The following is a 23,084-nucleotide window of genomic DNA, read 5'->3' as shown; positions in this document are numbered from 1 at the left end:
GATGAATGAACAAGAGAAACCAGTGGCAGAGCATAAATTAAGCAAAAACAATAATAATACCGCTGTTGTTTATCATAAAGGCTGTACTGCTTATTTCCGGCCAGACACAGAAGAAGTTATCTTTCTTGATGATTCGGTTGCAGGCGAATTCGACAAAGCGGGCTCAGCGCTAATGAAGCTGGTGGATGAACACCATAATGCTAAAAAGGCTTACTCAGACGCCATTGAAGCATATGGGAAACAAATGCCTGATATCGCCAATCAGGAGAAAAACGCCCCGTTGCTGGAGGACGTAACAACAAAAGAAACTAAGTTCCGGGATGCAGCAAAAAAACTCCAGACTGAGTTGGGTGAATTTGATGAGCAAACAGGCTACAAAGAACCTGTTGTTGAATTGATTCCACTGGAACCTAATAAAAAATCCACCTATGGCAGGCGTTATTCTTATGTAAAAAATGGCACCTTTACGCTTTATAAGGATAAAATCACACCGGTTAAATTAAAGGATGTTGATGGTGGGTCTATTTATGTTGAAGATAAAAAGAGTAACACTAAAGTAATTGATGAAAAAAATCTTAAAGATAAATTGGGTAAGCTGAAAAAAATAGCTGAGGAAAAATTAGGAACTAAAATAACGTCTCAGCTGGAAACGGATTACCAGACATCGCTGACAGACTGGGCTGGTTCCTGGAATAAGCAACCCGATTACAGTAAAGAAGGACGGTATATTGATGTCTCGGCGGGTGCCCAGTTTTTACGACTTACTGCCAATGCAGGTTGCAATACTGAATGGGATTCTCTGACAGGTGAAACAAAAATAAAAGGCGAGGCGAAGGTCGAATTAACAGTCTTCTCCGGTCATCTTGATACAACTTTCTATATGCCGGACAGGATAGGCTGGCAACTAAAGTTTATTATTAATGATGCAAAAAAGACGGCTGATTTGGGTGTACTTCGGGCAAAATTATGCGCGGGGTTGACGGGGTATGTGGGGGCGTCTGCTCAGGTTGAAGGGAATCTACAGTGTGTCACCATGGGAGGAAAGCAATTGCTCATGGGACGGCGTAAGGACAGCTCGACGTTTCAGGAGCGACAAAAAGGGATTGAACTCGAAGAAAGCAAAGAGAAAGAAAAACAGGTGGGTAGCGATGCTGAACAGCAAAGCCTGGAAGTGAGCGCAGGGGCTTTCGGTGGTGCCAGAGTCGGGGCGAGCATTGGGGGGGCGCTACAGTGGCTTAAGCCATTTGATTCATTGGTTAATAAACTGCCTGATATTGTACAAACATTTGGTGGCGATCCGGCATTGATGAACTCAGTGCTTTCAAAAGATCTCACTGACAAGGACAAGGCGACAGGTCCGGCCAAAGGAGAGTTTGTTGATTTCGCGTCATTTACCTGGAGTGGAGATGTTGAGATAGCGGCCGCGCTTGGTGGTTCTTTTAAGATAGCTTTCTCTAAAGGACGGTTTATTTACCATATTGAAGCGAATGTGGCTCTGGGGCCTGGCGCTAAAGGTGATTTAAAAGGGGAGATCACACCGGAATTATTTGGTGAGTTTGCTATCTGGGCAATTTATCAGCTTTATGGCATGGATTTTCATCACTTCGAGATGTTTTCTGAAGAAGCATTTATGACTCTCACCTATGTAATGATTATGGGCGGAATGGAGAAATATAAAAATTATTATGAGGGTTTAAAGGCTGGGTTTGTTGATGTGTATCTTGAATTTTCTGGTTTTATGAAAAAATTATCATCGGAAATACAATCTGAAATTCAAGACTCAACAAAAAGAAATAGTTTAGCCACCTCAATAAAAGATAATCATGATTATGTTTATACCTTAACTCCAGAAGGTAAAGGCATACTGTTATTCCTGCTTTCTCAGGAGATGGCTTATGATTCTCTGGATACTGATAATATAGTCAACCCTGTTGATGGATGGGATTATACAAAAAATTATGTATCTATGGGGCTTTATCCTGTTGTTCCTGTTTTGGTCGACCCTTTTCATGACAGGAAGTCGGCAATACTGTTTATATTGCACAGTATTCAGACATTGCGTGAGTGGGAGATGGTGCTAACTCATATGACCGAAGATGGTTATAAAGTCGACTCCTCTGGGACGACAGAACAGATTATGCTGGAACGAATGGACGTCTTACGGCGTACACTCCAACACGGTATTAATCAGGATAGTAAAATGGATCAGCATTATAAAGCGCTTGCCGATGCTGAGTTTCAGGCATGGATGCAAAACCTCAAAAAAGAACCTACATTTGGCTACCCTTTTGCTCCAAACTTTCGACAAGATTACTTGTTATGCAATAAGAGCAATGAACATTATTCAAAGTTATTGGATTTGAACCCTCTGAATGAACACGATAACTATTAAAGGATTTTATTGTGAGATATAAATTTACTTTTGCCGCAATATGCATACTACTACTTTCTGCCTGCGATAATAAAAAAACGGATACCAAACCGGACTCTCACTCACCAAATGAGCAGGAGGAACTACGAGCGTTTATCACACAGGTAAAATCAAATCTTGTTTTTGTTCAGGGTGGAACATTCTGGATGGGGGATTTTTGCAAAAAAATGCGTAACGGTGGGGCATTTTGTACAGGAGGCAAAGACAATAAACCTGCGCATGAGGTTGAGTTAACCAGTTACTCGATAAGTAAAATTAAAACCACAAATCAGGAGTATGATTTTTATTTGGATTATACAAAACAATCTAAAAAAACAAATTCTAATGCACTACTGCAAAAAGATATTAATTTGATGGGAAAATATCCGACTCATCCAGCGCATGCTAACTGGGATGACGCCAGTAAATATTGCCATTGGTTAGCTACAGTGACCAATCTGCCATTTTCATTACCAACGGAAGCTCAGTGGGAATATGCTGCCCGAAGCCGTGGGCAATACAGAATTGTAGCGACTGATGATAACACGCTGCGTGCGGGGAAATCGGGGCGAGGAGAGAATATCGCAACAGATTATGATCGGCAAGATGCTGAAGATAATGAGGGTGTTAATAGCCTCTTTGTCGCGTTCCCTGGGGACAAATATCCCCCCAACCCGTTAGGGGTGTATGATATGGCCGGAAATGGTTTTGAGTGGACTAATGACTGGTATGATCCTGATTATTATTCAAAATCACCACGCAAAGACCCGCAAGGACCGGATAAGTCTGTTGTTAAGGATGATGACAAAGGCGGTTACATGAAAGTCCTACGAGGAAAGGATTATTCTAATATAGGTGTGGGGGGGATCACTATCGATAGACACCAAAAAACAAATAATAGTGATTTTCCTTTGGATTCGACCATTCGCTGCGCCGTAAATTCACCTTTGCCAATAAAATAACTGTGAAAATAGCGTCTCTCTCTTTATTCTTTTTTTAATGATTTTTCGATAAAAAATCAAATCACTCCATAACTATCAATGATCGTGGCTCGCTATTTATAATTAAGGATCGCTATATGCAGAGTGTTATTCGTATTAATGATAAAACCACTCATGGTGGCACAGTGCTTGAAGGTAGCTCTGGCGTAAAATTTATGGGGCTAGAAATTGCCTGCCAGATGGATAAAGTGTCCTGTCCCGTTCATGGTGAAACGTTTATTGCTGAGGGTGATGAAGGTTCAAAAATTAATGGCAAGCCCGTGGCTCTGCATAATCATCGTTGTGGCTGCGGCTGCACGTTGATTTCTTCATTACCCAACGCCGGAAAACGTTAATTTATGCCAGTTGACCTTAAACAAATCCCGAAAGCAGAGCCTTTACCCGTTCCTCCAGATAAATCCCGCTGGTTTCTGGTGATTGTTCTGTTCATGGTTGTGGGCGCTGTGCTGCTGCTTACGCTCAGGCCTGAGGGATCATCCACCCATTCTGCCTGGTTCTGGTTTTGCACACTAATGGTCTCTTTTGCCGCAGGGCTGGCAAGCTTTATTGCCAGGCTGCGACACTATGAGAATAAACGTGACCGCGTTCTGTGGTGGAACCATTTGCACCAAAAGCAGTATGACGAGCAGGTTTTACTGGGGCAGCAGGCTGTGGGCGTGCTGGGGATGAGTTACGTCACGCCGGTAGCCAGCAACAAACTTGCTGTGGCGCTTTTACAGGGAGGGAATGTGCTTCAGACACAATACTCCACAGCCCTTCAGTCTGTACTGACCACGGCCTCGCTTTCTCCGGCATTAAAAAATTTCAGTGAAGAAGAATATCAGTCGCGGCTGGGACTGGTGCTGGTCCGAGTCATGCAACAACTTCGCTCCGGGCTGGTGGGCTTTACCGGGGAGCTTGAGGTTCACCTCCATCACGATGGTGTGTTGAAAAATGAGCAGATTGCCACAGCCTGGCAGGCGGTTTTTCCTGCATCACAAGCTGTCAGTAATGTCAGCGTCAGCACGGAAAATGACGGGCTGATGTGGATTGATGAGTGGCTCGACAGACAGGATGACACACTGCTTCTTTCCGTTGAAATCAATTTATTCCTGCAGCCACGGGACCAGCAGGCTGAGTCAGTCTCCGCCCTGTTGCTGGCTTCTCCTGTCTGGCTGGATCGGCAACGCATCACGCCGCAAATGTGGATACATCGGCCGGTTGAGGTCAAAAATGCCGGAGAAGCCGTGGCAGACGTGGCGAACTGGGGAAAGGTCACGCCTGGACTGCCCTGGTATTTCTGGCGTGCGCAGGTGAAAAGCGAGGCACTGACACCTCTTCTTCAGGCGATGGACCAGTTGGGCTATATATCCGCTAAAAAAGGGGAACTGGTTCTGGATGATGCTTTTGGCAGGCCAGGTGCGGCAGTGAGTCATATTGCCCTGGTTTGTGCCGGTGAACACGCTGTTGCCTCAGGTATGGCTCAGTGGCTGGTCGTGGGCGATAAAACTACGCAAATGGTTGTTGTTCGCCCGGCATAATGTGACGCAAAGGATAGTGACGTGAAAAAGAAAAAACGCCTCAGTACGTGGTTAATCATTTTACTGATTGTGGCGGTGGGCGGATCTCTTATCTGGACTGAAAATCCTCTTGTCCATCTGCATACGACAGAGAAAAAGCTGACAGCGTCGCTGGCGGTGGCGGGACTGTGCTTATTCATCCTGCTTTGTGACGATATCTTTGTCCGGTTGCGGCAGTGGCTTATTTCCCTGAGTTTTATTCAACGGCTTCGGGAGTTATCAGGTAACAATCATCCGCAGGAAGATATAACGCGTGCTGACAAAGAAAAATACAGCGAAACGCTTAAGAATATAAGCTTGTATCTTCGTCATACCTACGGCCGTGGCTGGTCCCGCAAAGTACGCATCCTGCTGGTTACTGGCAGTATTGCCGATGTTGAGCAACTCACCCCTAAACTGACCCAGGAGTTTTGGCAGGAAGATCAGGGTACATTGCTACTGTGGGGCGGGGACCCGGCAACACCTGTCGATACCAGCTGGCTGAACGCTCTGCGTAAACTGCGCTTTCGTCCTGTGGATGGCATGGTGTGGGTAACATCGGCCTTCGACCGCCTCTCCGGGGCTGAAAGGGAACCGGTCTCGTCGCCTTCCCCTGCAACAATGGACAGCCTGGTGCATGCCCTTAACGCACGCTCTGGCGCACTGGGCTGGCAGATTCCGCTGTACGTCTGGTCACTGCATTTGCGCGCCGGACAGCAGCCCGGGCGCGTCACTCAGTCGGTCGGCTGCTTGCTGCCCGCAGGATGCACCTCTGAGACACTGGCCGGTCAGTTAAATGCGCTGGTGCCGGTTCTGACTGCGCAGGGTATTCAGCAGGTTTCTGGCGAGTCACGTCATCACTTTTTACTCGCGCTGGCCGACCAGCTCACCCGTGAACCGGACAGCGTGATTGCGCCGTTATCCGTACTGCTTAACCCGTATCGTCCTTTGCCGCTGGCCGGGGTCGTATTCAGTGCGCCCTCTGTCGGGGCAGATCGCAGCGTGGCTCACCACTGGGGAAAGGATAACCGCTGGAATATTCTGACTGATTCCGTCCTGGCGTTACCGACAGACCTACGGCCGCGTAAACCTGGTGTCCGCTGGCAACAGGTGGTGAGTGTGAGCGTTGTTGCCCTGATGGCGCTGTGGGTCGTCTCAATGGCTGTCTCTTTTATCAGCAACCGTAATCTGGCGGCCGATGTCAGGGAGCAGATTCAGCAACTTTCCACCGACAAACCGCCACTGGCGGCGCGTCTGCATGCCCTGTCGGAGCTTCAGAAAACAATAGCCCGTTTACAGTACCGGTCACAGCACGGCGTACCCTGGTATTTTCGGGGCGGCCTGAGTCAGAACGATGCGCTGCTGGCGGCGGCGTTTCCACGCTACGCCGGGGCTGCGTTACCGTTGCTGCGCGATGCTGCGGCTACGCACCTGCAACAGCAACTCCGTACGTTTGTACAATTACCTCCCGACAGTTCGCTTCGCGAACAGATAGCGAAAACCGCCTACGACCAGTTAAAACTGTATCTGATGCTGGCTCGCCCGAAGAGAATGGATGCGGCCTGGTTCAGCAGGCAATTGCTGCGTGACTGGCCGAAACGCCTGGGGGTGTCGGATGCTGCATGGCAGGGTATTGCGCCTTCATTGCTCGCCTTCTACGGGGCGCAATTACCCTCACATCCACAGTGGCATCTTAGCGCTGACGAATCACTGGTAATCCAGGCCCGCACCCTGCTGGTACGCCAGATGGGGATGCGCAACAGTGAGTCCACGCTGTATCAAAAAATGCTGACACAGGTGGCTAACCAGTATGCTGATATGCGTCTGGCCGACATGACCGGGGAGACCGATGCGTCGCGATTGTTTACGACGGATGAAGTGGTGCCCGGGATGTTTACCCGCCAGGCATGGGAGGACGCAGTGCAGCCAGCTATCGAGAACGTGGTGAGCGAGCGCCGTGAGGAGATGGATTGGGTACTGAGTGACAGCAAACAGCCCGCAGCGCAGCAGACGTCGCCGGAAGCCCTGAAGCAACGCCTGACAGCGCGTTACTTTGCTGATTTTGGCGGGGCATGGCTTGATTTTCTCAACAGCCTGCGCTGGCAAAATTCTGCCACATTGTCGGATGCCATCGATCAACTCACCCTGATGGCCGATGTGCGCCAGTCACCGCTGGTGGCACTGATGAATACCCTGAATATCCAGGGCCGAACCGGGCAGGCCGGTGAGGCCATCTCCGACTCGCTGGTCAAATCGGCGAAAAATTTGTTTGGCAGTGATAAATCACCGGCTATTGACCAGAGTGGCGGTGCGCATGGACCGCTGGATGCGACCTTTGGTCCGGTGCTGGCGTTGATGGACAATCAGGCGAAAGCCGTCGGCAACACAGACCTGAGTTTGCAGACCTTCCTTACCCGCGTCACCCAGGTGCGTCTGCGTCTTCAGCAGGTGACCAATGCCGCAGATCCACAGGAGATGACGCAGACGCTGGCGCAGACGGTGTTCCAGGGAAAGGCGGTGGATTTAACCGAAACCCGCGATTACGGCAGTCTGGTGGCGGCCGGGCTGGGGCAGGAGTGGAGTGGCTTCGGGCAGACGGTGTTTGTCCGTCCGATGGAGCAGGCGTGGCAGCAGGTGCTGCAACCGGCAGCCGATAGCCTCAACGCACAGTGGCGCAGCGCCGTCGTTAATGACTGGAACAGCGCGTTTGGTGGGCGTTATCCATTTAAAGATGTTAACAGTGAGGTCTCCCTGCCGCTGCTGGCGAAATACCTCAACGCCGACTCCGGGCGCATTACCCGGTTCCTGCAGACCCGCCTCAACGGGGTGCTGCATAAAGAGGGCAGCCACTGGGTGCCGGATGGTATCAACGCCCAGGGACTGACCTTCAGTCCGACATTTTTGCAGGCGGTAGATACCTTAAGTCATATTTCGGATGTGGTGTTCACCAATGGTGAGGCGGGCCTGTCCTTCGAACTGCGACCGGGTACGGCCGCCGATGTAATGCAGACCACGCTGATTATTGACAGTCAGAAGCTGGTCTACATGAATCAAATGCCTGCCTGGAAACGGTTTTCCTGGCCCGAGGATACCGAAGCTCCGGGGGCAGCGTTAAGCTGGATAAGTACTCAGGCCGGAACCCGTCAGTATGCCGATATGTCCGGTGCCTGGGGCTGGATACGCCTGCTGGATAAAGCCGCGGTCAGTGCCTATCCCGGCGTCGGGAGCAGCTACAGCCTGAGCTGGCTGGCGCAGGATGGGTTACCGCTCAACTACACCCTGCGCACGGAGGCCGGTGAAGGTCCACTGGCGCTGCTGAAACTGCGTAATTTCATCCTGCCTGATTCGATATTTAGCATTGATACCACGGCAACTGCGCAGGATGCTGCGGATCCGCGTAATGCAACGGATACTGATGACGGAGAGATAAACTGATGGCCTCCCTTCACACCCTGCTGGCGGCATGTCAGGTAGAACAGGACGCGCTGGCGCAGCAGACACAACACAGGCTGGCTTTGTGGGATAAATGGTTGCAGCCTGTTTTCGCAGATAACCCCACCGGGGATGACCCCGGCTATGACGACGACTTTTAGCAGATATGTGAGGAGGTCAATAAGCTCTCCGGCGCCGAAATTGACCTGATCTGCACACTCGCTGAAAAATTGCTGACGACCACAGCAAAGGATATCCGCGTTGCCGCCTGGTACGCCTGGGCGCGGATGTGTCGTGATGGCGAAGCGGGTCTGGCGGATGGTCTGGAGCTGCTGGCCGGGCTTATGCAGCGCTTTAACGCGCAACTGCACCCGCAGCGTGAGCGCAGTCGTCAGGGGGCGCTGGAGTGGCTGGGCAGTTCACGTATGCTCGACAGTCTGTCACGCTACCCGGAAGTGAACAGTACCGACACCCTGCGTATTGCGGGGGCCTTGTTACTCATGGAGCAGAGCGCAGAAGACAGCGTCCCCGCCACATTATTCAGCGCGCTGGAAACGCGTCTGCAAAAATCGGGCGGCGTGGATGCGGTGGTGCCGCAGAACGTTGGTGATGAAACACCCACAACGAACACGCACGCCCCTGTGTTGAGCGATATCCGCTCCGGGCAGGAATTACTTGCTCAGTCGCGCATTCTGGCAGATTACCTGCGTGACCAGCCTGACGGCTGGCTTTCGGCACACCGGTTGATGAAGAGTGTCCGTCACGACACCCTGCATCAGTTGCCGTTGCAGCAGGCTGATGGCAAAACCCGCATCGAGCCACCAAAACCGGACCAGCGGGCGCTGCTCAAACGCCTGTACCTGCAACAGAGCTGGCGAGAATTGCTGGAGGAAGCGGACAGCGTGCTCTCCAGAGGCGCGAATCATTTGTGGCTGGATATCCAGTGGTATCTGCATCAGGCGCTGCTGAAATCGGGACGGGAAACCGAAGCGGCGATTATTCAGAACGACCTGAAAGGGCTACTTTCTCGCCTGCCGGGGCTGGACGTTCTGGCGTTTAACGACGGTACACCGTTTGCCGACGAGGTGACGCTGAACTGGATACAGCGGCAGGTGATGGAGAACGGCACAGGATGGCGGGATGAGACTGCCAGTGCGACTCCCGTTTCTGCTGATGATGGGATTCTGCACCTGGAGGCTGAGGCGCTGTCCATTGCCGACAGCGAGGGCCCGGAGGCGGCGCTGGCCTGGCTACAGAATCGTCCTGGCATCACCACCGTGCGCAGCCACTGGCTGCTGCGCCTGCTGATGGCTCGCATCGCTGAACAGGTCGGCAAAAATGAGCTTGCGTTGCACCTGCTGGGCGAGCTGGACGGTAATGCCACCAATCTCACCTTGATGCAGTGGGAGCCAGACTTGCTGTTTGAAGTGCAGGCCCGCCGTCTGAAACTGTTGCGGATGAAGGCCGGGCGCAGTGAGGCTGACAAGCTCCGGCTATTGCCTGAAATGGAGCAACTGCTGTCGGGATTGATTGCCATCGACCCGGCCAGGGCTGCGGTGTTGTGTGGATAAGACGATTGCAATGGATATGATTAAATGAGTACTTTCTTCTCTCTTCATATTTTTCCTGGATCTACTCGCTGTATATTATCAGAAAATGAAAAACAGGATTATTCGGATCTATGGGAAGTGAGAAATACAAATTAATTATTGACTGGCAGGCACTGAAAAATATCTGTTTATTAATAATAAACCCAGGGTTATTTATGACATGTTCAATTGTGTTCATTCGATTTAGTAGGGCATGGTATTTAATGAAAGCAGGATGGCGTTTGTTATAGGGGGGCTGATTTCGTTATCTGGATAAGTCGCTGAATGCTTTTTTGTGTACGCCCATTTTAAATGTGTAATGGTGTTCAGCATGGGCTGGCAAGAAAGAAAAGACGTATTGCTGTTGTAACACTATTCCCATGTTGTTTTTTTATTTGTTATTTATGCCACTGGCTGGGTTGTCTGCACTCTGTTCAGGCGGGTCGTGATATTCACTCTGACCATGATTGTGGGAGCTGTCAGTTGCGCTACTTTTTGTAATTTTCCTTTGTTTTTGGATTTATTTTATCGCTCAGGTTGAGCGTTAAAAAAATTGCTGGAAAAAACAGTACTGTTATTTGAACCAGGGATGCTAACTATCCCAGAAGAGAACCTTCATGGAAGATTTAACCCTGCGTTATTTTGACGCCGAAATGCGCTACCTGCGCGAGGCGGCCAAAGAGTTTGCCCAGGCCCACCCTGACCGGGCTGCGATGCTCGATCTGGACAAGGCCGGAACACCTGACCCTTATGTTGAGCGCCTGTTCGAAGGTTTTGCCTTCTCTATGGGGCGGCTGCGTGAAAAAATTGATGATGACTTGCCGGAGTTGACGGAAGGGCTGGTGAGCCAGTTGTGGCCGCATTACATGCGTACCATTCCGTCGCTGTCGGTGGTGGGCTTCACACCGGACGTTCCGGCAATGAAAATGGGGGAGAGGGTGCCTGCCGGGCTGGAAGTGATGTCCCGACCTGTGGGGCCGAAAAACACCGTCTGCCACTACCGCACCACGCGTGATATGGCATTGAATCCGCTGGTGATTTCCAGTATCACCATGACTACGGAGCTGGATGGCCGCTCAGCTCTGCGGATGCGCTTTGCGTGCAGTGAGCAGGCAGACTGGTCGCAGACTGACCTTCACCATCTGCCTCTGTACCTTGGAGAGGATGCGGTCACCGGAAGTCATCTGCATCTGATGCTTACAAAGCGTCAGGCGGGGTTGTATATCCGTCTGCCGGGCCAGACTGACCGGATTAAATTTGACGGTTACTTCTCGCCCGGCGGCTTTGGCAGTGAAGATGGGCTGTGGCCGAAAGGGGGAGCCGCCTTCAGCGGTTATCAGTTGTTGCTGGAATATTTCACCTTTCGTGAAAAGTTTATGTTTGTGCATCTCAACGGGTTGGACAGCGCCACGCTTCCCGCTGGTATCGCGCATTTCGATATTGAAGTGGTCTTCAGCCAGGTCTGGCAGAGCGACTTACCTGTCACCATAAATAGTCTGCGTTTGCACTGTGTGCCGGTCATTAACCTGTTCACCCTTGAAGCCGATCCGTTGACCATCAGTGGGCTGGAAAGTGAGTACATGCTGCGCCCGAAACGTTTACAGGACGGGTATACCGAGATTTATTCGGTGGACAGTGTCACTGGTTCCGGGCGGACCGGGGATGCTCGCTACGTGCCGTTCACCAGCTTTCGCCATCAGGGCGGCATGATGCGTCGTCAGTCCCCTGAGCGCTACTACCACACCCGCGTAAAACGAGGAGTGACGGGCATGCACGATACCTGGCTTATTCTCGGCGGTCAGCAGTGGGAGACAGACCGTATTCTGCAGAATGAAACCGTGTCGCTGCGTATCACTGGCACTAATGGTCAGCTACCCCGCAGGGCGCTGCAGAGCACCTTGCTCGACCGCTGCGAACAGGTGTTCGAAACGCCGCCTGTTGTGCGCAATCTGTGTAAACCCACACTGCCGGTTTATCCGCCTGCGGAAGACCGTTTCCACTGGCGGATCATGAGCCATCTGGGGACCCGTTTTCTCAACATGATGAGCAGTGCAGATGTGCTGCGCGGGACGCTCTCACTGTATAACTGGCGGGATGATGAACTGAATAACCGTCGTCTCGATGCCATCCTTGCGGTGCAGCATCACCGTATCCAGCGTTTTGAGGACGGTTTTCTACTGCGTGGTCTGGATGTGGAGGTGACTCTCGACAGCAATGGCTTTACCGGCGAGGGAGATGTTCACCTGTTTGGTGAGATGCTTAACCGCTTTTTCGCGCTGTATGCCGATATGAACCAGTTTAACCAGCTTACGTTGATTGTTCAGCCTGAAGGGAAATGTATCCGGTGGAAAGAAAATCACAGCCCGCGCCTGCCCGGCTGATGGCGCAGTTGCGGCCTCAGTTGCCGTACATGAATTTTTACCGCTTCTGCCAGTTGCTGGAGCACAGCCAGCCCGATGTGCCGGTTTTCGGCAGTCACTGGCAGGTGGGTATGGAACCAGTACGCTTTCGTCCACATGCGGGAATGGGGTTCCCGGCCAGTGAAATTAAGGGGATGGTCGACCCGGAACATCGCCATCTGCCGCCGTCGGTGCAGGTTACCTTTATGGGGCTGTACGGCGTGGAATCGCCACTGCCGACGCACTATATCGATGATATTACCCAGCAGCGGGAAGGGTATGAGGCGACCCGGGACTTCCTCGATATATTCAATCATCGGCTCATCACCCAGTACTACCGTATCTGGCGCAAGTACTCCTGGCCGGCCACGTATGAGCCTGGAGGGTGTGACGACACGTCGCAGTATCTGCTGGGTCTGGCAGGTCTGGGAATACCCGGTTGCGCACAGGCTGCGGGTACGCCATTGTCGCGTTTTCTGGCACTGCTGCCGGTGATGTTGCTGCCGGGGCGTACGGCTGAGGGAGTGGAGGCGCTGGTCAGCCTGCTGGCCCCGGATACCCGCTCAGCGGTGTATCACCATGACCGCCAGCGTATCCCGCTGAAACAACACGTTGCGTTGAGCACCCGGCGACCTGTCTGCCTGAAACACCGTCCGGTGATGGGCCACCACGGCACCGATGCTAACGGACAGGTGCTGCTGCGTATTTCCACGGACAATCCTGATGAGGTCAGAGGCTGGCTACCGGGCGGCGAGTTGCATCAGGACCTGATGGCGTTGCTGCATGTTTATCTTGGTTCGCATCTGGATGTGCGGTTACAGCTCTGCGTTGCCCGTCATCTGCTGGGGGATGCGCAACTGTCCTGCAATGAAAAGAATGCGGTTCAGCTCGGGCGTACGGCAGTACTGCGACCACTTAACCCACAACGGAATACCAAAAACATCATCACCATAAACCTGGGGCGCTATCAGCGCGTGCAGGAAAACACTCACCGAAGGGAGCACGATGAAGATGGCGATTACCGCTGGTAAGCCTTCAGTCATATGGCTGGTATCGTTTCTGATGACGACTGCATTAACCGGTTGTGGACTGACGCAAAGCGTGAAGGACAGCACCGTCTCGGTGACGAAGTCCATTTTTTACAAACAGGTGAAAACATTGCATCTGGATATTCAGGCCCGCGAGGGGGTGAACAACAATGCGAAAGGGGTGGCCCTTACCACCGTGGTGCGTATTTATCAGTTGAAAGACCGTAAGGCGTTTGACAGCACGGACTACCCGTCGCTGTTTGCCGACGACAGCCAGGCGATTAAAGCTGACCTGCTGGCAGAAAAAGATGTCTGTCTGCGTCCGGGCGAGTCCGTGACGCTGGATATACCCCTGGATAAAGCGGCGCAGTTTGTCGCGGTGGTGGGGATGTTTATGACACCGGATCAGGCAAACAATACCTGGCGTATTACCCTGACCCGCGACGACCTCGAGCCGGACAAGCCACGCATTATTGAAGCCAGCAACAACCGGCTGACACTGCAGCCGCTAAAGGATGACTGAGATGCCACATCGCCATAATGCTCCCTCGTTGTACGAAGCACTTTACGGCAACTTCTCCGGCGGCCTTGATTTGCATCAGGTCAGTGAGCAAAACCAGGTCATCCTCTCGGTCCTCGACAACATGCAGCGCATCCTCAACTGCCGGGCTGGGACGCTGGCGTACCTGCCGGACTACGGTCTGCCGGATATGACCAAAATCCTGCAGGGTCTGCCGGGCACTGCACATCAGTTGATGCAAAACCTTTCCGCCGTATTGCTGAAATACGAACCGCGCCTGAAACGTATCGATGTAGTGCTGTTACCACAGACCATGTTGGGCGAACTGCGCTATGCCATTGATGCAGAGCTGAAGGGGGGGGGCCTGGTACGCTATGGCACGGAATTTATGCCTGAGGGGAGAATACTCATAAGGCACCTTAAACAGCAGCAGTATGTCGACATGCGGTCTGCACTTTGAGAATCGGGGGAATCTGATGCAGCGAGGCTGGGATTTACTGCGCCAGCAATTGATTTCTATAGAGGAAGACCGCGATTTATTGGCCGGGTGTTCTGTGAAACCAATCCTCTGGTCGATATCTCCGGCGATACAGCAATGAGATAACCCCGTGGCGCCGGGCATATCGGCGGTTCGAATCCCATGTCTTTGGGCATCTGTAATTGTTGCTTGATAACGACCCAGGCATGAGTCACTGAACTGCTAAATCACTCAACCTTTTTTCCGACCCTTCTGGTGGTCGGGGCTTCGCAATCCTGATTAATCTGTCAAAAAGAGAACCTGAGATGAAAAATTGTCGTCATGCCTTCCCGTGCCTGTTTACCGGCCTGCTACTGAGCCTGTCCGTGCAGGCGAATGGCCATAAAGCGCTGGGTGTCATTGTCATACCGCGCAATGAAACCAACGACCTGGCGCTGAAAATTCCGGTCTGCCGGGTGGTGAAACGACTGCAACTGACGGCCGAACGCGGTGACCTGAACTTAAGCGGGGCGACCGTTTACTTTAAGGCAGCCAAAAGTAGCAGCCAGACGCTGAATGTTCCTTCAGAGATAAAAGAGGGCATCACCACCAACTGGATTAACATCAACAGCGATAACGACAACAAACGCTGCGTGTCAAAAATCATCTTCTCTGGTCATACCGTGAATTCGTCCGACATGGCCACGTTGAAGGTCTTCGGTGATGACTGAGTGAGAGAGGGACAATGATGTCTTACGGAACTTCACGACAACTAGGCCCTGGTGGAGACCCGCGAGCCCTGCCGGGTTATGCGAAACTGCGTGACGAAATTGGCAAGCTGACCCACCCGGCTCGCCCGGATGTGGACTGGCAACGGGTGGAAACGCTTTGTCTTAACCTATTCAGTCAGAACGGGGTGGAGATGCAGACTGCTGGCTGGTATACGCTGGCCCGCACGCAACGTGCCGGACTGGACGGCCTGTGTGAGGGGCTTGCGATACTGGATGCGCTGCTCTCACATCAGTGGGGCAGCCTCTGGCCGCAGCCGGTACACGCACGGATGGAAATCCTGGCAAACCTGAGCCAGCGCCTGCAGCAGGTGATGCGTACGCTGACATTCACGTATGCCGACCTGGGTAAGCTTTATCAGGCAGAGCAGCATCTGTCCGGCATGGGGGAAATCCTGCAAAGACTGGAGTTGAAGCACGTCAGCCAGATTGATGTTCTGCGGGGGCAGTTGCATAACGTAGCGGTACGACTGGAAAACAGCACCAGCCAGGTCAGAGCGCATGAGGGTATTACACTGCCAGAAAATGCAACGGATAACACACCGGAGCTGAGGGCATCCGCGTCTGCCAAAGAGCCGCAGTGGATATTTGTAGTGCAGCCAGAGCCTTCGGCAAATATCAGCGTCGTGAAATCACTCCCGCCCTCCGTCAGGTCATGGAAAGCCTTTGCTGTTGGTGCAGCCGCCATGCTGGTGGCTGGAAGCGCGGTGCTGTGGGGCTGGCAGCTATACCATCGCCCGGACCCGCAAACGGTTCAGCTAGAAGCATCCCTTGCTCCTTTACCTGAAGCGCTGAAGGAACAACAACTGATTGAACTAAAACAACACGCGGACCTGCCGGGAGACCTTATTTCCCGAACCCAACAGCAGCTTCTTCGTCTCTCGCATCAGTCGCCCGTATGGTCGCTGGAGTACGGCAACCAGTTGGTCCGCCAGGCGCAGACGTTATGGCCAGCGCAGGGCCAGAAGCTGGCACAGCAGTGGTATGAACGGCTCAACGCCACCGCACTCCCTGCTGATAACCTTAATGGCTGGCATCAGGGGATGACACAACTGCAACAACTGACAGACCGCCTCAACGGGCTGGATGAACAGCGCGGGAAATACATGACGGTGAGTGAATTAAAGTCACAGGTCTTCAGTATCACCCAGGCCTTTAACCACACCGTGCCGGTGGAAGAGCAGTTACGTCAGTTGGCGCAGACACCGTCAGGACAACCACGGTCAGCGTCCCTTCAGAGCCAGACCGAAATGTCGCTGAACGCCTTATTGCATCGCTACGGGCTGATAGTTCTGTCACCGGGCTTTGCGGATGATGATGTCCGGGATACCCGCAAGTCTGATGGTGTTATCAGTCACGAATAAATCTGGCTGTGTTTCACGACATAACCGAATCCAATGGAGCTTCAGTGATCTGCGATATCTGGAATAGCACTGTTGTCCCCGGCCGCTGGCGAGCAGTTTAAGAACATCATCGCGTTTTGAATGGATTTAGGATAATGACCAATACTGAAGGTCTGATCTTTGTTTTCGAAACGATAACGAAAACGCCACAGCTTTGAGCCTGTGGGTGAGATGAAGAGAAAAAGCCCGTTGCTGTCGGTAAGCTTGTATACCTTGTCCTTGAATTTAGCATTACGGACAGTCATATCAGCCAGTGCTAGAAAATACGCCGTCTTTGACGATCTTTTGAGGTGGCGATTTTTATCGAACAGCGAATACCCGCAGTCGTACCCTCAAAAAGGTGTTGGTGCTGATGGAAAATGATTTATGTGTATTGATGATCAGGGAAGGAAATGGTTCGAAATACGGGGGCTCAGAAAAGCAAAAACCCGCCTTGTGGGCGGGTTCTTTAAATAGTGGTGCCCGGACTCGGAATCGAACCAAGGACACGGGGATTTTCAATCCCCTGCTCTACCGACTGAGCTATCCGGGCAACGGGGCGCATTAAAACCGATCCGCCTCGTTTCGTCAACGAAATTTCTTCAAATTAACGCAGGCTGCACAATCTATCACCACTTTGTTGTTATTGCACGCATCTTCAGGCAAAAAACGCTGTCCATGCGGCAGAGATCGGCATTGCCAGCAGCAGGCCAGGAAGCATATTCACTACGGCAAACATCTTAATTCCACAAATACGTAAACCGGTCGCCAGCAGGAGCAGTCCGCCCACGGCGCTAAAATCCGCCATCATTGCGGGGGTGGTGAGCGGTAGAAGCAACGCAGCGCTGGCGGCCAGAATGAGCTGGATAACAAGCATTGGTGCTGAGATGGCGGAAACCGCGATCCCCAACGAGCAGGCAAAAATCATCGCGGTAAAGAAATCGAGAAAAGACTTGGCGATTAAAATACTCGGATCGCCCGTCATCCCCTCATGCATTGAGCCGAAAATACCGGTACCGCTTGCGCAAAAGAGCACAATAATAGCCACATAATTTTGGATAAAGGTGTCGTGGACCGCCGTTTTTCCGGGCTTCTTAAACAGTTGCTGCGCCCTCGCGACTGCCGAATTGATGCCTCTTTCCAGAAAACAGATTTCACCAATCAGCGCGCCAATCAGGGTAGCCAACACCATCACAGGCAGGTTGGCGCATTTGATGATCAGTAAAATACCGATACCCAGTGAGGCCAGACCGAAAATCGAGGTCATTGAGACGCGAAGACGTTCCGGTAAACGCTGGCTGAGAAGTGAACCAATCACACCGCCAATCAAAACAGCGCTGGCGTTAATAAAAGGACCAATAACCATATTAGCTTCCATAACTATATTGTTGGATTGCATTATTATGCCCTGATTATCGCGTTTTATGGCGGTTTCTTAGCAAGTGAATGCATACGATTTTATCTTGCAGCTCCTGGGGAAAGGTGCCATGATTGCGCGAATTTTCTCCTGTCTGAATGGGGTTGCCTGGGATGAATGTATTGCCCTCACATCACCTTCATCATCGCCATCTCGTGCGAAGCTTGCCCTTTCCTGTGACCTCCCGACATTCACTCGCCATGCGGTGAGGGAAGCGTACGCTCACTGCAGGACAACAGTAAAATCAGATAGTGTCTGCTTTTACTGATGTCTGGCGGTCGGAGCTGGTGACCAGTTTGACCCGACAAATCGTTCGGCAAGGCGATTGTGCTTTGTCCGGGGCTTTTACACTCCCGAAACGGGTTTTTGTGCTTATGAAATCAATGAATATTGCCGCCAGTGGTGAGCTGGTATCCTGCTTGTCTACTCACCGTCATGTGGTGGCGCTGGACAGTACCGACTTTACCGACGTCGCGGCAGTCGTCATTACCGTTGCGGACAGCCGTAGCGGCATTCTTTCCCTGCTCAAGCGTACCGGTTTTCATTTGCCGGTATTTATGTTCTCAGAAGAGACGACAGAGGTGCCTGCGGGCGTCGAAGCTGTGATTGTCGGTAGCGCGCAGGACTGGCTGGAGCTGGAGTCTGCCGCCTGTCGCTATGAAGAGGATCTGCTACCGCCATTTTATGACACGCTGACGCAGTACGTTGAGATGGGTAACAGTACCTTTGCGTGCCCAGGACATCAGCACGGCGAGTTTTTTAAAAAACATCCTGCGGGTCGTCATTTCTACGACTTTTTCGGCGAAAACCTGTTCCGTGCAGATATGTGCAACGCCGATGTGAAGTTAGGCGATCTTTTGATTCATGAAGGTTCGGCGAAACACGCGCAAAAATTTGCAGCCAAAGTATTCCATGCGGATAAAACCTATTTTGTGCTTAATGGGACGTCAGCGGCGAATAAAGTGGTCACCAATGCGCTGCTGACACGCGGCGATCTGGTGCTGTTTGATCGTAACAACCATAAGTCGAATCACCATGGTGCGCTGATTCAGGCGGGCGCCACGCCGGTTTATCTTGAGGCGGCGCGTAACCCGTTTGGTTTTATCGGCGGTATTGATGAACATTGCTTTAACGAAGCGTATCTGCGCGAGCAAATCCGCAATGTCGCGCCAGAAAATGCAGATAAAGCGAGGCCATTTCGTCTGGCCATTATTCAGCTTGGCACTTATGACGGCACTATCTACAACGCGCGCCAGGTGATCGACAAGATAGGTCACCTTTGTGACTACATCCTGTTTGACTCGGCCTGGGTGGGTTATGAGCAATTTATCCCAATGATGGCGGATGGCTCACCGTTGTTGCTGGAACTGAATGAAAACGATCCGGGCATTTTCGTCACCCAGTCTGTTCATAAACAGCAGGCCGGCTTCTCGCAGACTTCGCAGATCCACAAGAAAGATAACCATATTCGTGGTCAGGCGCGTTTCTGCCCGCATAAACGGCTGAATAATGCCTTCATGCTCCATGCATCAACCAGTCCGTTCTATCCGCTGTTTGCGGCGCTGGATGTTAACGCCAAAATTCATGAAGGGGAGAGCGGCCGTCGTCTGTGGGCGGAATGCGTCGCGCTGGGTATTGAAGCGCGTAAAGCCATTCTCGCCAGTTGTAAGATGCTTCTGCCTTTTATTCCTCCCGTCGTCGATGGCAAACCGTGGCAGGAACATCCCACGGCGGTGATTGCCAGTGAGCGCCGCTTCTTCAGTTTTGAACCCGGTGCGAAATGGCACGGTTTTGCGGGGTATGCCGACGATCAGTACTTTGTTGATCCCTGTAAGCTGCTGCTGACGACGCCTGGCATTGATGCCCAGACCGGACGTTATACCGATTTTGGGATTCCAGCCACCATTCTGGCGCACTATCTGCGCGAAAACGGCATCGTGCCGGAGAAGTGCGATCTCAACTCGATTTTATTCCTCCTGACGCCAGCGGAAAGCGCTGACAAAATGGCGCAACTGGTGGCGATGCTGGCGCAGTTTGAACAGCATATTGAAGACGATACGCCGCTTTCAGAGGTGTTGCCGACCATCTTCAATAAATACCCGGTGCGCTATCGCGACTATACCCTGCGCGAACTGTGCCAGGAGATGCACGATCTGTATGTCAGCTTTGATGTTAAAGATCTGCAAAAAGCGATGTTCCGTCAGGAGAGTTTGCCAAAGGTGGCGATGAATCCTCAGGATGCCAACAGCGCGTTTATTCGCGGTGATGTTGAGCTGGTGCGTATTTGCGATGCAGAAGGTCGTATTGCGGCGGAAGGGGCGTTGCCTTATCCTCCAGGCGTTCTGTGTGTGGTTCCCGGTGAAGTGTGGGGCGGTGCGGTCCAGCGTTACTTCCTGGCGCTGGAAGAGGGCGTGAACCTGTTGCCAGGGTTCTCGCCTGAACTACAGGGCGTGTACAGCGAAACAGACGCAGACGGCATTAAGCGTTTGTATGGCTACGTGCTGAAGTAAGCATGAAAAAAAACGGGTCACCCAAAGGCGACCCGTTTTTGTCAGAGAAGAATTAATGTGCCACGGGCTGAGAACCTGTTGGCGTGCGAACGTGTTTGTATTTAAACAGTGCGACGAACGCGAATGCCAGCACCAGAGAGTAGCCTGCGAAAATCAGCCACACGGTTTGCCAGTCGGTAATACCGTTTAGCGTGTAATGCTCAACCACTTTCCCGCTGACCACCCCACCCAGGATACAACCGAAGCCGTTGGTCATCATCAGGAACATACCCTGCGCACTGGCGCGGATTTCAGGGCGGACTTCTTTTTCAACAAACACCGAACCGGAGATGTTGAAGAAGTCGAAGGCGCAGCCGTAAACAATCATCGACAGAACCAGCAGCACTGTACCGAACGGTGTCGGGTCGCCATACGCGAACAGACCGAAGCGCAGCATCCACGCCACAATACTGATAAGCATAACGTTCTTAATGCCGTAGCGGCTCAGGAAGAACGGAATCGTCAGGATAAACAGAGTTTCGGAGATCTGTGAAATCGACATCATCACCGAGGCGTGCTGTACGATGAAGCTGCTGGCAAACAGCGGGTCTTTATCGAAGCTGTGCAGGAAGGTATTCCCGAACATATTGGTGATCTGCAGTTCAGCGCCCAGCATCATTGAGAAGATGAAGAAGATCGCCATCCGCTTGTTTTTAAACAGTGCGAAGGCATCCAGACCCAGCATTGATGTCCAGCTCTGGTTTTTCTGCTGGTTGGCAACCGGAATATGCGGCAGCGTCAGGGTGAACAGCGTCAGAACAACGGAGAGGACGGCACCGATGTACAGTTGCATATGGCTCAATTCGAAGCCGGAGAAGCTCACCCCCCACATGGCAAAAATAAAGCCGATGGTGCCCCAAATACGGATTGGCGGGAAGTCAGTCACAATGTCCATCTCCGCAGATTGCAAACGGTAGTAGGAGATGGTGTTGATCAGGCCCAGCGTCGGCATATAAGCCAGCGAGTTAAGAAGGATCACGAAGAACATTGCGCCTGGCGTGGTCACTTCCGCCGCCATAAACAGCGTTGCAGCGCCGACCATATGGCAAATGGCATACACCCATTTCGCACTTAACCATTTGTCCGCCACAATCCCTAACAGCGTAGGCATCAGGACGGCGGCGATCCCCAGGGAGCTATAAACAGCACCGATGGATGCACCGTCAAACTTAAGGGTGACAAACATATACGAGCCGAGGGTCGTGAGCCAGCTTCCCCACAGGCAGAACTGCAGAAAGGAGAGGACTTTCAGCTGCAGCTTAAGATTCATGTTAATTTCCTCACACCGTAATGCGGATGAATGTTTTAAAAGGCACATTTGCCGTTGCAATATGATGTGATTCTATCAACGACAGACCTTCGTTTTTTGTTACCTGCGACAAATATTTGCAAACATTTTCCTATTGCAAGGTAAAAGGGTGATGGACTTAACACTTTTGTGTCCCGCCCTCGTGGTTTGAGGAGGGCGGGAGGGGATGTAGAGAGGCTATTTACGGCGATACGATTTTTGTGCCGAATTGACCTTATACAAATAACGACGCGATTCTGCAGAAGGGTGTCGAGTGGTCAGCGTCTGGTACACATCTCCTGGCGACATGCTGTTAATAATAGCAGCAGCCTGGATCTTATCGTTGGAGAATACGCGCAACACGCTGCCCGCGCCGCCGTTGTAGGCAGTGATCACCGCATAGCGTCGTGATGTCGGGTTATCGATTCCCCCTAAATACACATTGTTGAGCATGGCCAGATAGGCGGTGCCGGTATCAATGTTACTGGCAGGATCGAACAGGAAACTGCGGCTTGGCGTGCCTGAGCGTCCTTGTGAACGGAAAACGTCTTTTCCGGCGCTATGCTGAACCACCTGCATCAGACCCAGCGCGTCGGCATGACTGACTGCATACGGGTTAAATGACGATTCCGTCTGCATAATCGCCAGAATGAGCGATTCGTCGACGCCATATTTTCGTGATGCCTGGCGCACCATACCGAGGTATTTATGCGCGCGTTTATCAAGGTGGTTAGGGACGAGGTTGATGGTGACGCTGTAAATGATACGCAGACCGTTGCTGCGGCTTTTAAGCCGGGTTTTCAGCAGATAATCGGCGAAATTTGTCGCACGCCCCTCCCAACGAATGGGTTGGCCTGTATGATCCACCACCTGACCATACAGGAACGGCTCTTTGGAGATCTGAATATCATCGACGTCAGAGTAGAGATCGACGGTCGTCGGATCGTCGCCCATTAACAGCGTCTTGATAATGGCCCGACGCAGATGCCCGGCGGGGTCCGTTCCGGCAATGGTTTCAACGGTGATGGTACCGGCATCAAAGTTGATATGGCTGCGGGTCTGAAACTGATCGGTGTACTTCACATAGTCCTTCGGACCTGCGATCAGGACTTCCTTGAATCCCCACAGATTTTCAATGTTATGGGCAAATTGCCCCATCAAAATATCAAAACCGTTGGTATCCTTGACCCAGGCTTCATTGTACGTATCGCCTTTGTTGGTCGAACTGGAACAGGAGATGAGCAACGGCGCAATAAGTGCAAGCGCGAAAAATTTTTTCATCATTC

The 23,084-nt window shown here is 52.0% G+C and carries 16 protein-coding genes, 1 tRNA gene and 1 pseudogene; 13 read left to right on the top strand and 5 right to left on the bottom strand.

Annotated features, from left to right (window positions below; all coding sequences use genetic code 11):
* Nucleotide 1: 1 nt before the first annotated feature.
* From CJP72_RS07400 to CJP72_RS07345, 12 genes and pseudogenes are all read left to right on the top strand, one after another.
* Nucleotides 2–2,392, top strand: coding sequence for a hypothetical protein (locus CJP72_RS07400; RefSeq protein ID WP_162380234.1), 2,391 nt, complete (start codon nucleotides 2–4; stop codon nucleotides 2,390–2,392).
* Between the two features lie 11 nt (nucleotides 2,393–2,403).
* Complete coding sequence (locus CJP72_RS07395) at nucleotides 2,404–3,372, top strand: SUMF1/EgtB/PvdO family nonheme iron enzyme (protein WP_162380233.1); 969 nt, start codon at nucleotides 2,404–2,406, stop codon at nucleotides 3,370–3,372.
* A gap of 116 nt (nucleotides 3,373–3,488) precedes the next feature.
* Nucleotides 3,489–3,746 carry a PAAR domain-containing protein gene (locus CJP72_RS07390; RefSeq protein WP_162380232.1) on the top strand — a complete coding sequence of 86 codons (258 nt, stop codon included), beginning with the start codon at nucleotides 3,489–3,491 and terminating at the stop codon, nucleotides 3,744–3,746.
* A 3-nt stretch (nucleotides 3,747–3,749) separates the two neighbouring features.
* Nucleotides 3,750–4,931 carry a hypothetical protein gene (locus CJP72_RS07385; protein WP_162380231.1) on the top strand — a complete coding sequence of 394 codons (1,182 nt, stop codon included), beginning with the start codon at nucleotides 3,750–3,752 and terminating at the stop codon, nucleotides 4,929–4,931.
* A 21-nt stretch (nucleotides 4,932–4,952) separates the two neighbouring features.
* Nucleotides 4,953–8,384, top strand: a complete 3,432-nt coding sequence (locus CJP72_RS07380) for an ImcF-related family protein (RefSeq protein WP_162380230.1) — start codon at nucleotides 4,953–4,955, stop codon at nucleotides 8,382–8,384.
* Nucleotides 8,384–9,952: pseudogene (gene tssA / locus CJP72_RS07375) on the top strand (type VI secretion system protein TssA). Before CJP72_RS07380 ends, tssA begins: the two are co-directional and overlap by 1 nt.
* A 635-nt stretch (nucleotides 9,953–10,587) precedes the next feature.
* Nucleotides 10,588–12,351: a type VI secretion system baseplate subunit TssF gene (tssF, locus tag CJP72_RS07370; RefSeq protein WP_162380229.1), complete on the top strand. Its 1,764-nt coding sequence runs from the start codon at nucleotides 10,588–10,590 to the stop codon at nucleotides 12,349–12,351.
* Entirely contained in the window at nucleotides 12,351–13,400 is a 1,050-nt protein-coding gene (tssG, locus tag CJP72_RS07365; RefSeq protein WP_193568634.1) for a type VI secretion system baseplate subunit TssG, read from the top strand. The genes tssF and tssG overlap by 1 nt, the downstream gene beginning before the upstream one ends.
* Nucleotides 13,381–13,920 (top strand): type VI secretion system lipoprotein TssJ, encoded by a 540-nt coding sequence (gene tssJ / locus CJP72_RS07360; protein ID WP_193568627.1) that lies wholly within the window; start codon nucleotides 13,381–13,383, stop codon nucleotides 13,918–13,920. The genes tssG and tssJ overlap by 20 nt, the downstream gene beginning before the upstream one ends.
* A gap of 1 nt (nucleotide 13,921) precedes the next feature.
* Nucleotides 13,922–14,377, top strand: a complete 456-nt coding sequence (gene tssE, locus CJP72_RS07355) for a type VI secretion system baseplate subunit TssE (protein ID WP_162380226.1) — start codon at nucleotides 13,922–13,924, stop codon at nucleotides 14,375–14,377.
* A gap of 323 nt (nucleotides 14,378–14,700) precedes the next feature.
* A complete protein-coding gene (locus CJP72_RS07350) occupies nucleotides 14,701–15,105 on the top strand; it encodes a DUF2541 family protein (RefSeq protein WP_162380225.1) in 405 nt (134 codons plus the stop codon).
* A gap of 17 nt (nucleotides 15,106–15,122) precedes the next feature.
* Complete coding sequence (locus CJP72_RS07345; protein ID WP_162380224.1) at nucleotides 15,123–16,526, top strand: VasL domain-containing protein; 1,404 nt, start codon at nucleotides 15,123–15,125, stop codon at nucleotides 16,524–16,526.
* 41 nt (nucleotides 16,527–16,567) lie between these two features.
* On the opposite strand, the gene CJP72_RS07340 is transcribed toward CJP72_RS07345, so the two are convergent.
* The 3 genes from CJP72_RS07340 to CJP72_RS07330 form a co-directional block, all read right to left on the bottom strand.
* A complete protein-coding gene (locus CJP72_RS07340; protein WP_162380223.1) occupies nucleotides 16,568–16,810 on the bottom strand; it encodes an Arm DNA-binding domain-containing protein in 243 nt (80 codons plus the stop codon).
* Nucleotides 16,811–17,021: 211 nt separating this feature from the next.
* A tRNA-Phe gene (locus CJP72_RS07335) sits at nucleotides 17,022–17,097 on the bottom strand.
* Nucleotides 17,098–17,202: 105 nt separating this feature from the next.
* A complete protein-coding gene (locus CJP72_RS07330; protein WP_162380222.1) occupies nucleotides 17,203–17,910 on the bottom strand; it encodes a DUF554 domain-containing protein in 708 nt (235 codons plus the stop codon).
* A gap of 425 nt (nucleotides 17,911–18,335) precedes the next feature.
* Here CJP72_RS07330 and CJP72_RS07325 point away from each other — a divergent pair, with 425 nt between their 5' ends.
* A complete protein-coding gene (locus CJP72_RS07325; RefSeq protein ID WP_162380221.1) occupies nucleotides 18,336–20,471 on the top strand; it encodes an ornithine decarboxylase in 2,136 nt (711 codons plus the stop codon).
* Nucleotides 20,472–20,523: 52 nt separating this feature from the next.
* Here the strand turns inward: CJP72_RS07325 and CJP72_RS07320 are convergent, their stop codons facing one another.
* Together CJP72_RS07320 and mltC are read right to left on the bottom strand one after the other, a co-directional pair.
* Nucleotides 20,524–21,780, bottom strand: coding sequence for a nucleoside permease (locus CJP72_RS07320; RefSeq protein ID WP_162380220.1), 1,257 nt, complete (start codon nucleotides 21,778–21,780; stop codon nucleotides 20,524–20,526).
* 216 nt (nucleotides 21,781–21,996) lie between these two features.
* The gene (gene mltC, locus CJP72_RS07315; RefSeq protein WP_162380219.1) at nucleotides 21,997–23,082 is read right to left on the bottom strand and encodes a membrane-bound lytic murein transglycosylase MltC; all 1,086 of its coding nucleotides are present in this window, start codon (nucleotides 23,080–23,082) and stop codon (nucleotides 21,997–21,999) included.
* Nucleotides 23,083–23,084: the final 2 nt, after the last annotated feature.

Source organism: Citrobacter sp. NCU1 (genome assembly GCF_010231475.1).
Lineage (GTDB): Bacteria > Pseudomonadota > Gammaproteobacteria > Enterobacterales > Enterobacteriaceae > Citrobacter_D.
The sequence above is the reverse complement of the archived record's forward strand: the minus strand, read 5'-3'. Positions and strand labels throughout refer to the sequence as shown.

What these genes read in the sequence shown, in the direction of transcription:
- CJP72_RS07385 (WP_162380231.1), top strand. Translation starts at nt 3,750, where the DNA reads ATGCCAGTTGACCTTAAACAAATCCCGAAAGCAGAGCCTTTACCCGTT.
- CJP72_RS07345 (WP_162380224.1), top strand. Translation starts at nt 15,123, where the DNA reads ATGTCTTACGGAACTTCACGACAACTAGGCCCTGGTGGAGACCCGCGA.
- tssF (WP_162380229.1), top strand. Translation starts at nt 10,588, where the DNA reads ATGGAAGATTTAACCCTGCGTTATTTTGACGCCGAAATGCGCTACCTG.
- CJP72_RS07340 (WP_162380223.1), bottom strand. Translation starts at nt 16,810, where the DNA reads ATGACTGTCCGTAATGCTAAATTCAAGGACAAGGTATACAAGCTTACC.
- CJP72_RS07325 (WP_162380221.1), top strand. Translation starts at nt 18,336, where the DNA reads ATGAAATCAATGAATATTGCCGCCAGTGGTGAGCTGGTATCCTGCTTG.
- tssG (WP_193568634.1), top strand. Translation starts at nt 12,351, where the DNA reads ATGGCGCAGTTGCGGCCTCAGTTGCCGTACATGAATTTTTACCGCTTC.
- tssE (WP_162380226.1), top strand. Translation starts at nt 13,922, where the DNA reads ATGCCACATCGCCATAATGCTCCCTCGTTGTACGAAGCACTTTACGGC.
- tssJ (WP_193568627.1), top strand. Translation starts at nt 13,381, where the DNA reads ATGGCGATTACCGCTGGTAAGCCTTCAGTCATATGGCTGGTATCGTTT.
- CJP72_RS07390 (WP_162380232.1), top strand. Translation starts at nt 3,489, where the DNA reads ATGCAGAGTGTTATTCGTATTAATGATAAAACCACTCATGGTGGCACA.
- CJP72_RS07350 (WP_162380225.1), top strand. Translation starts at nt 14,701, where the DNA reads ATGAAAAATTGTCGTCATGCCTTCCCGTGCCTGTTTACCGGCCTGCTA.
- CJP72_RS07400 (WP_162380234.1), top strand. Translation starts at nt 2, where the DNA reads ATGAATGAACAAGAGAAACCAGTGGCAGAGCATAAATTAAGCAAAAAC.
- CJP72_RS07330 (WP_162380222.1), bottom strand. Translation starts at nt 17,910, where the DNA reads ATGGTTATTGGTCCTTTTATTAACGCCAGCGCTGTTTTGATTGGCGGT.
- mltC (WP_162380219.1), bottom strand. Translation starts at nt 23,082, where the DNA reads ATGATGAAAAAATTTTTCGCGCTTGCACTTATTGCGCCGTTGCTCATC.
- CJP72_RS07320 (WP_162380220.1), bottom strand. Translation starts at nt 21,780, where the DNA reads ATGAATCTTAAGCTGCAGCTGAAAGTCCTCTCCTTTCTGCAGTTCTGC.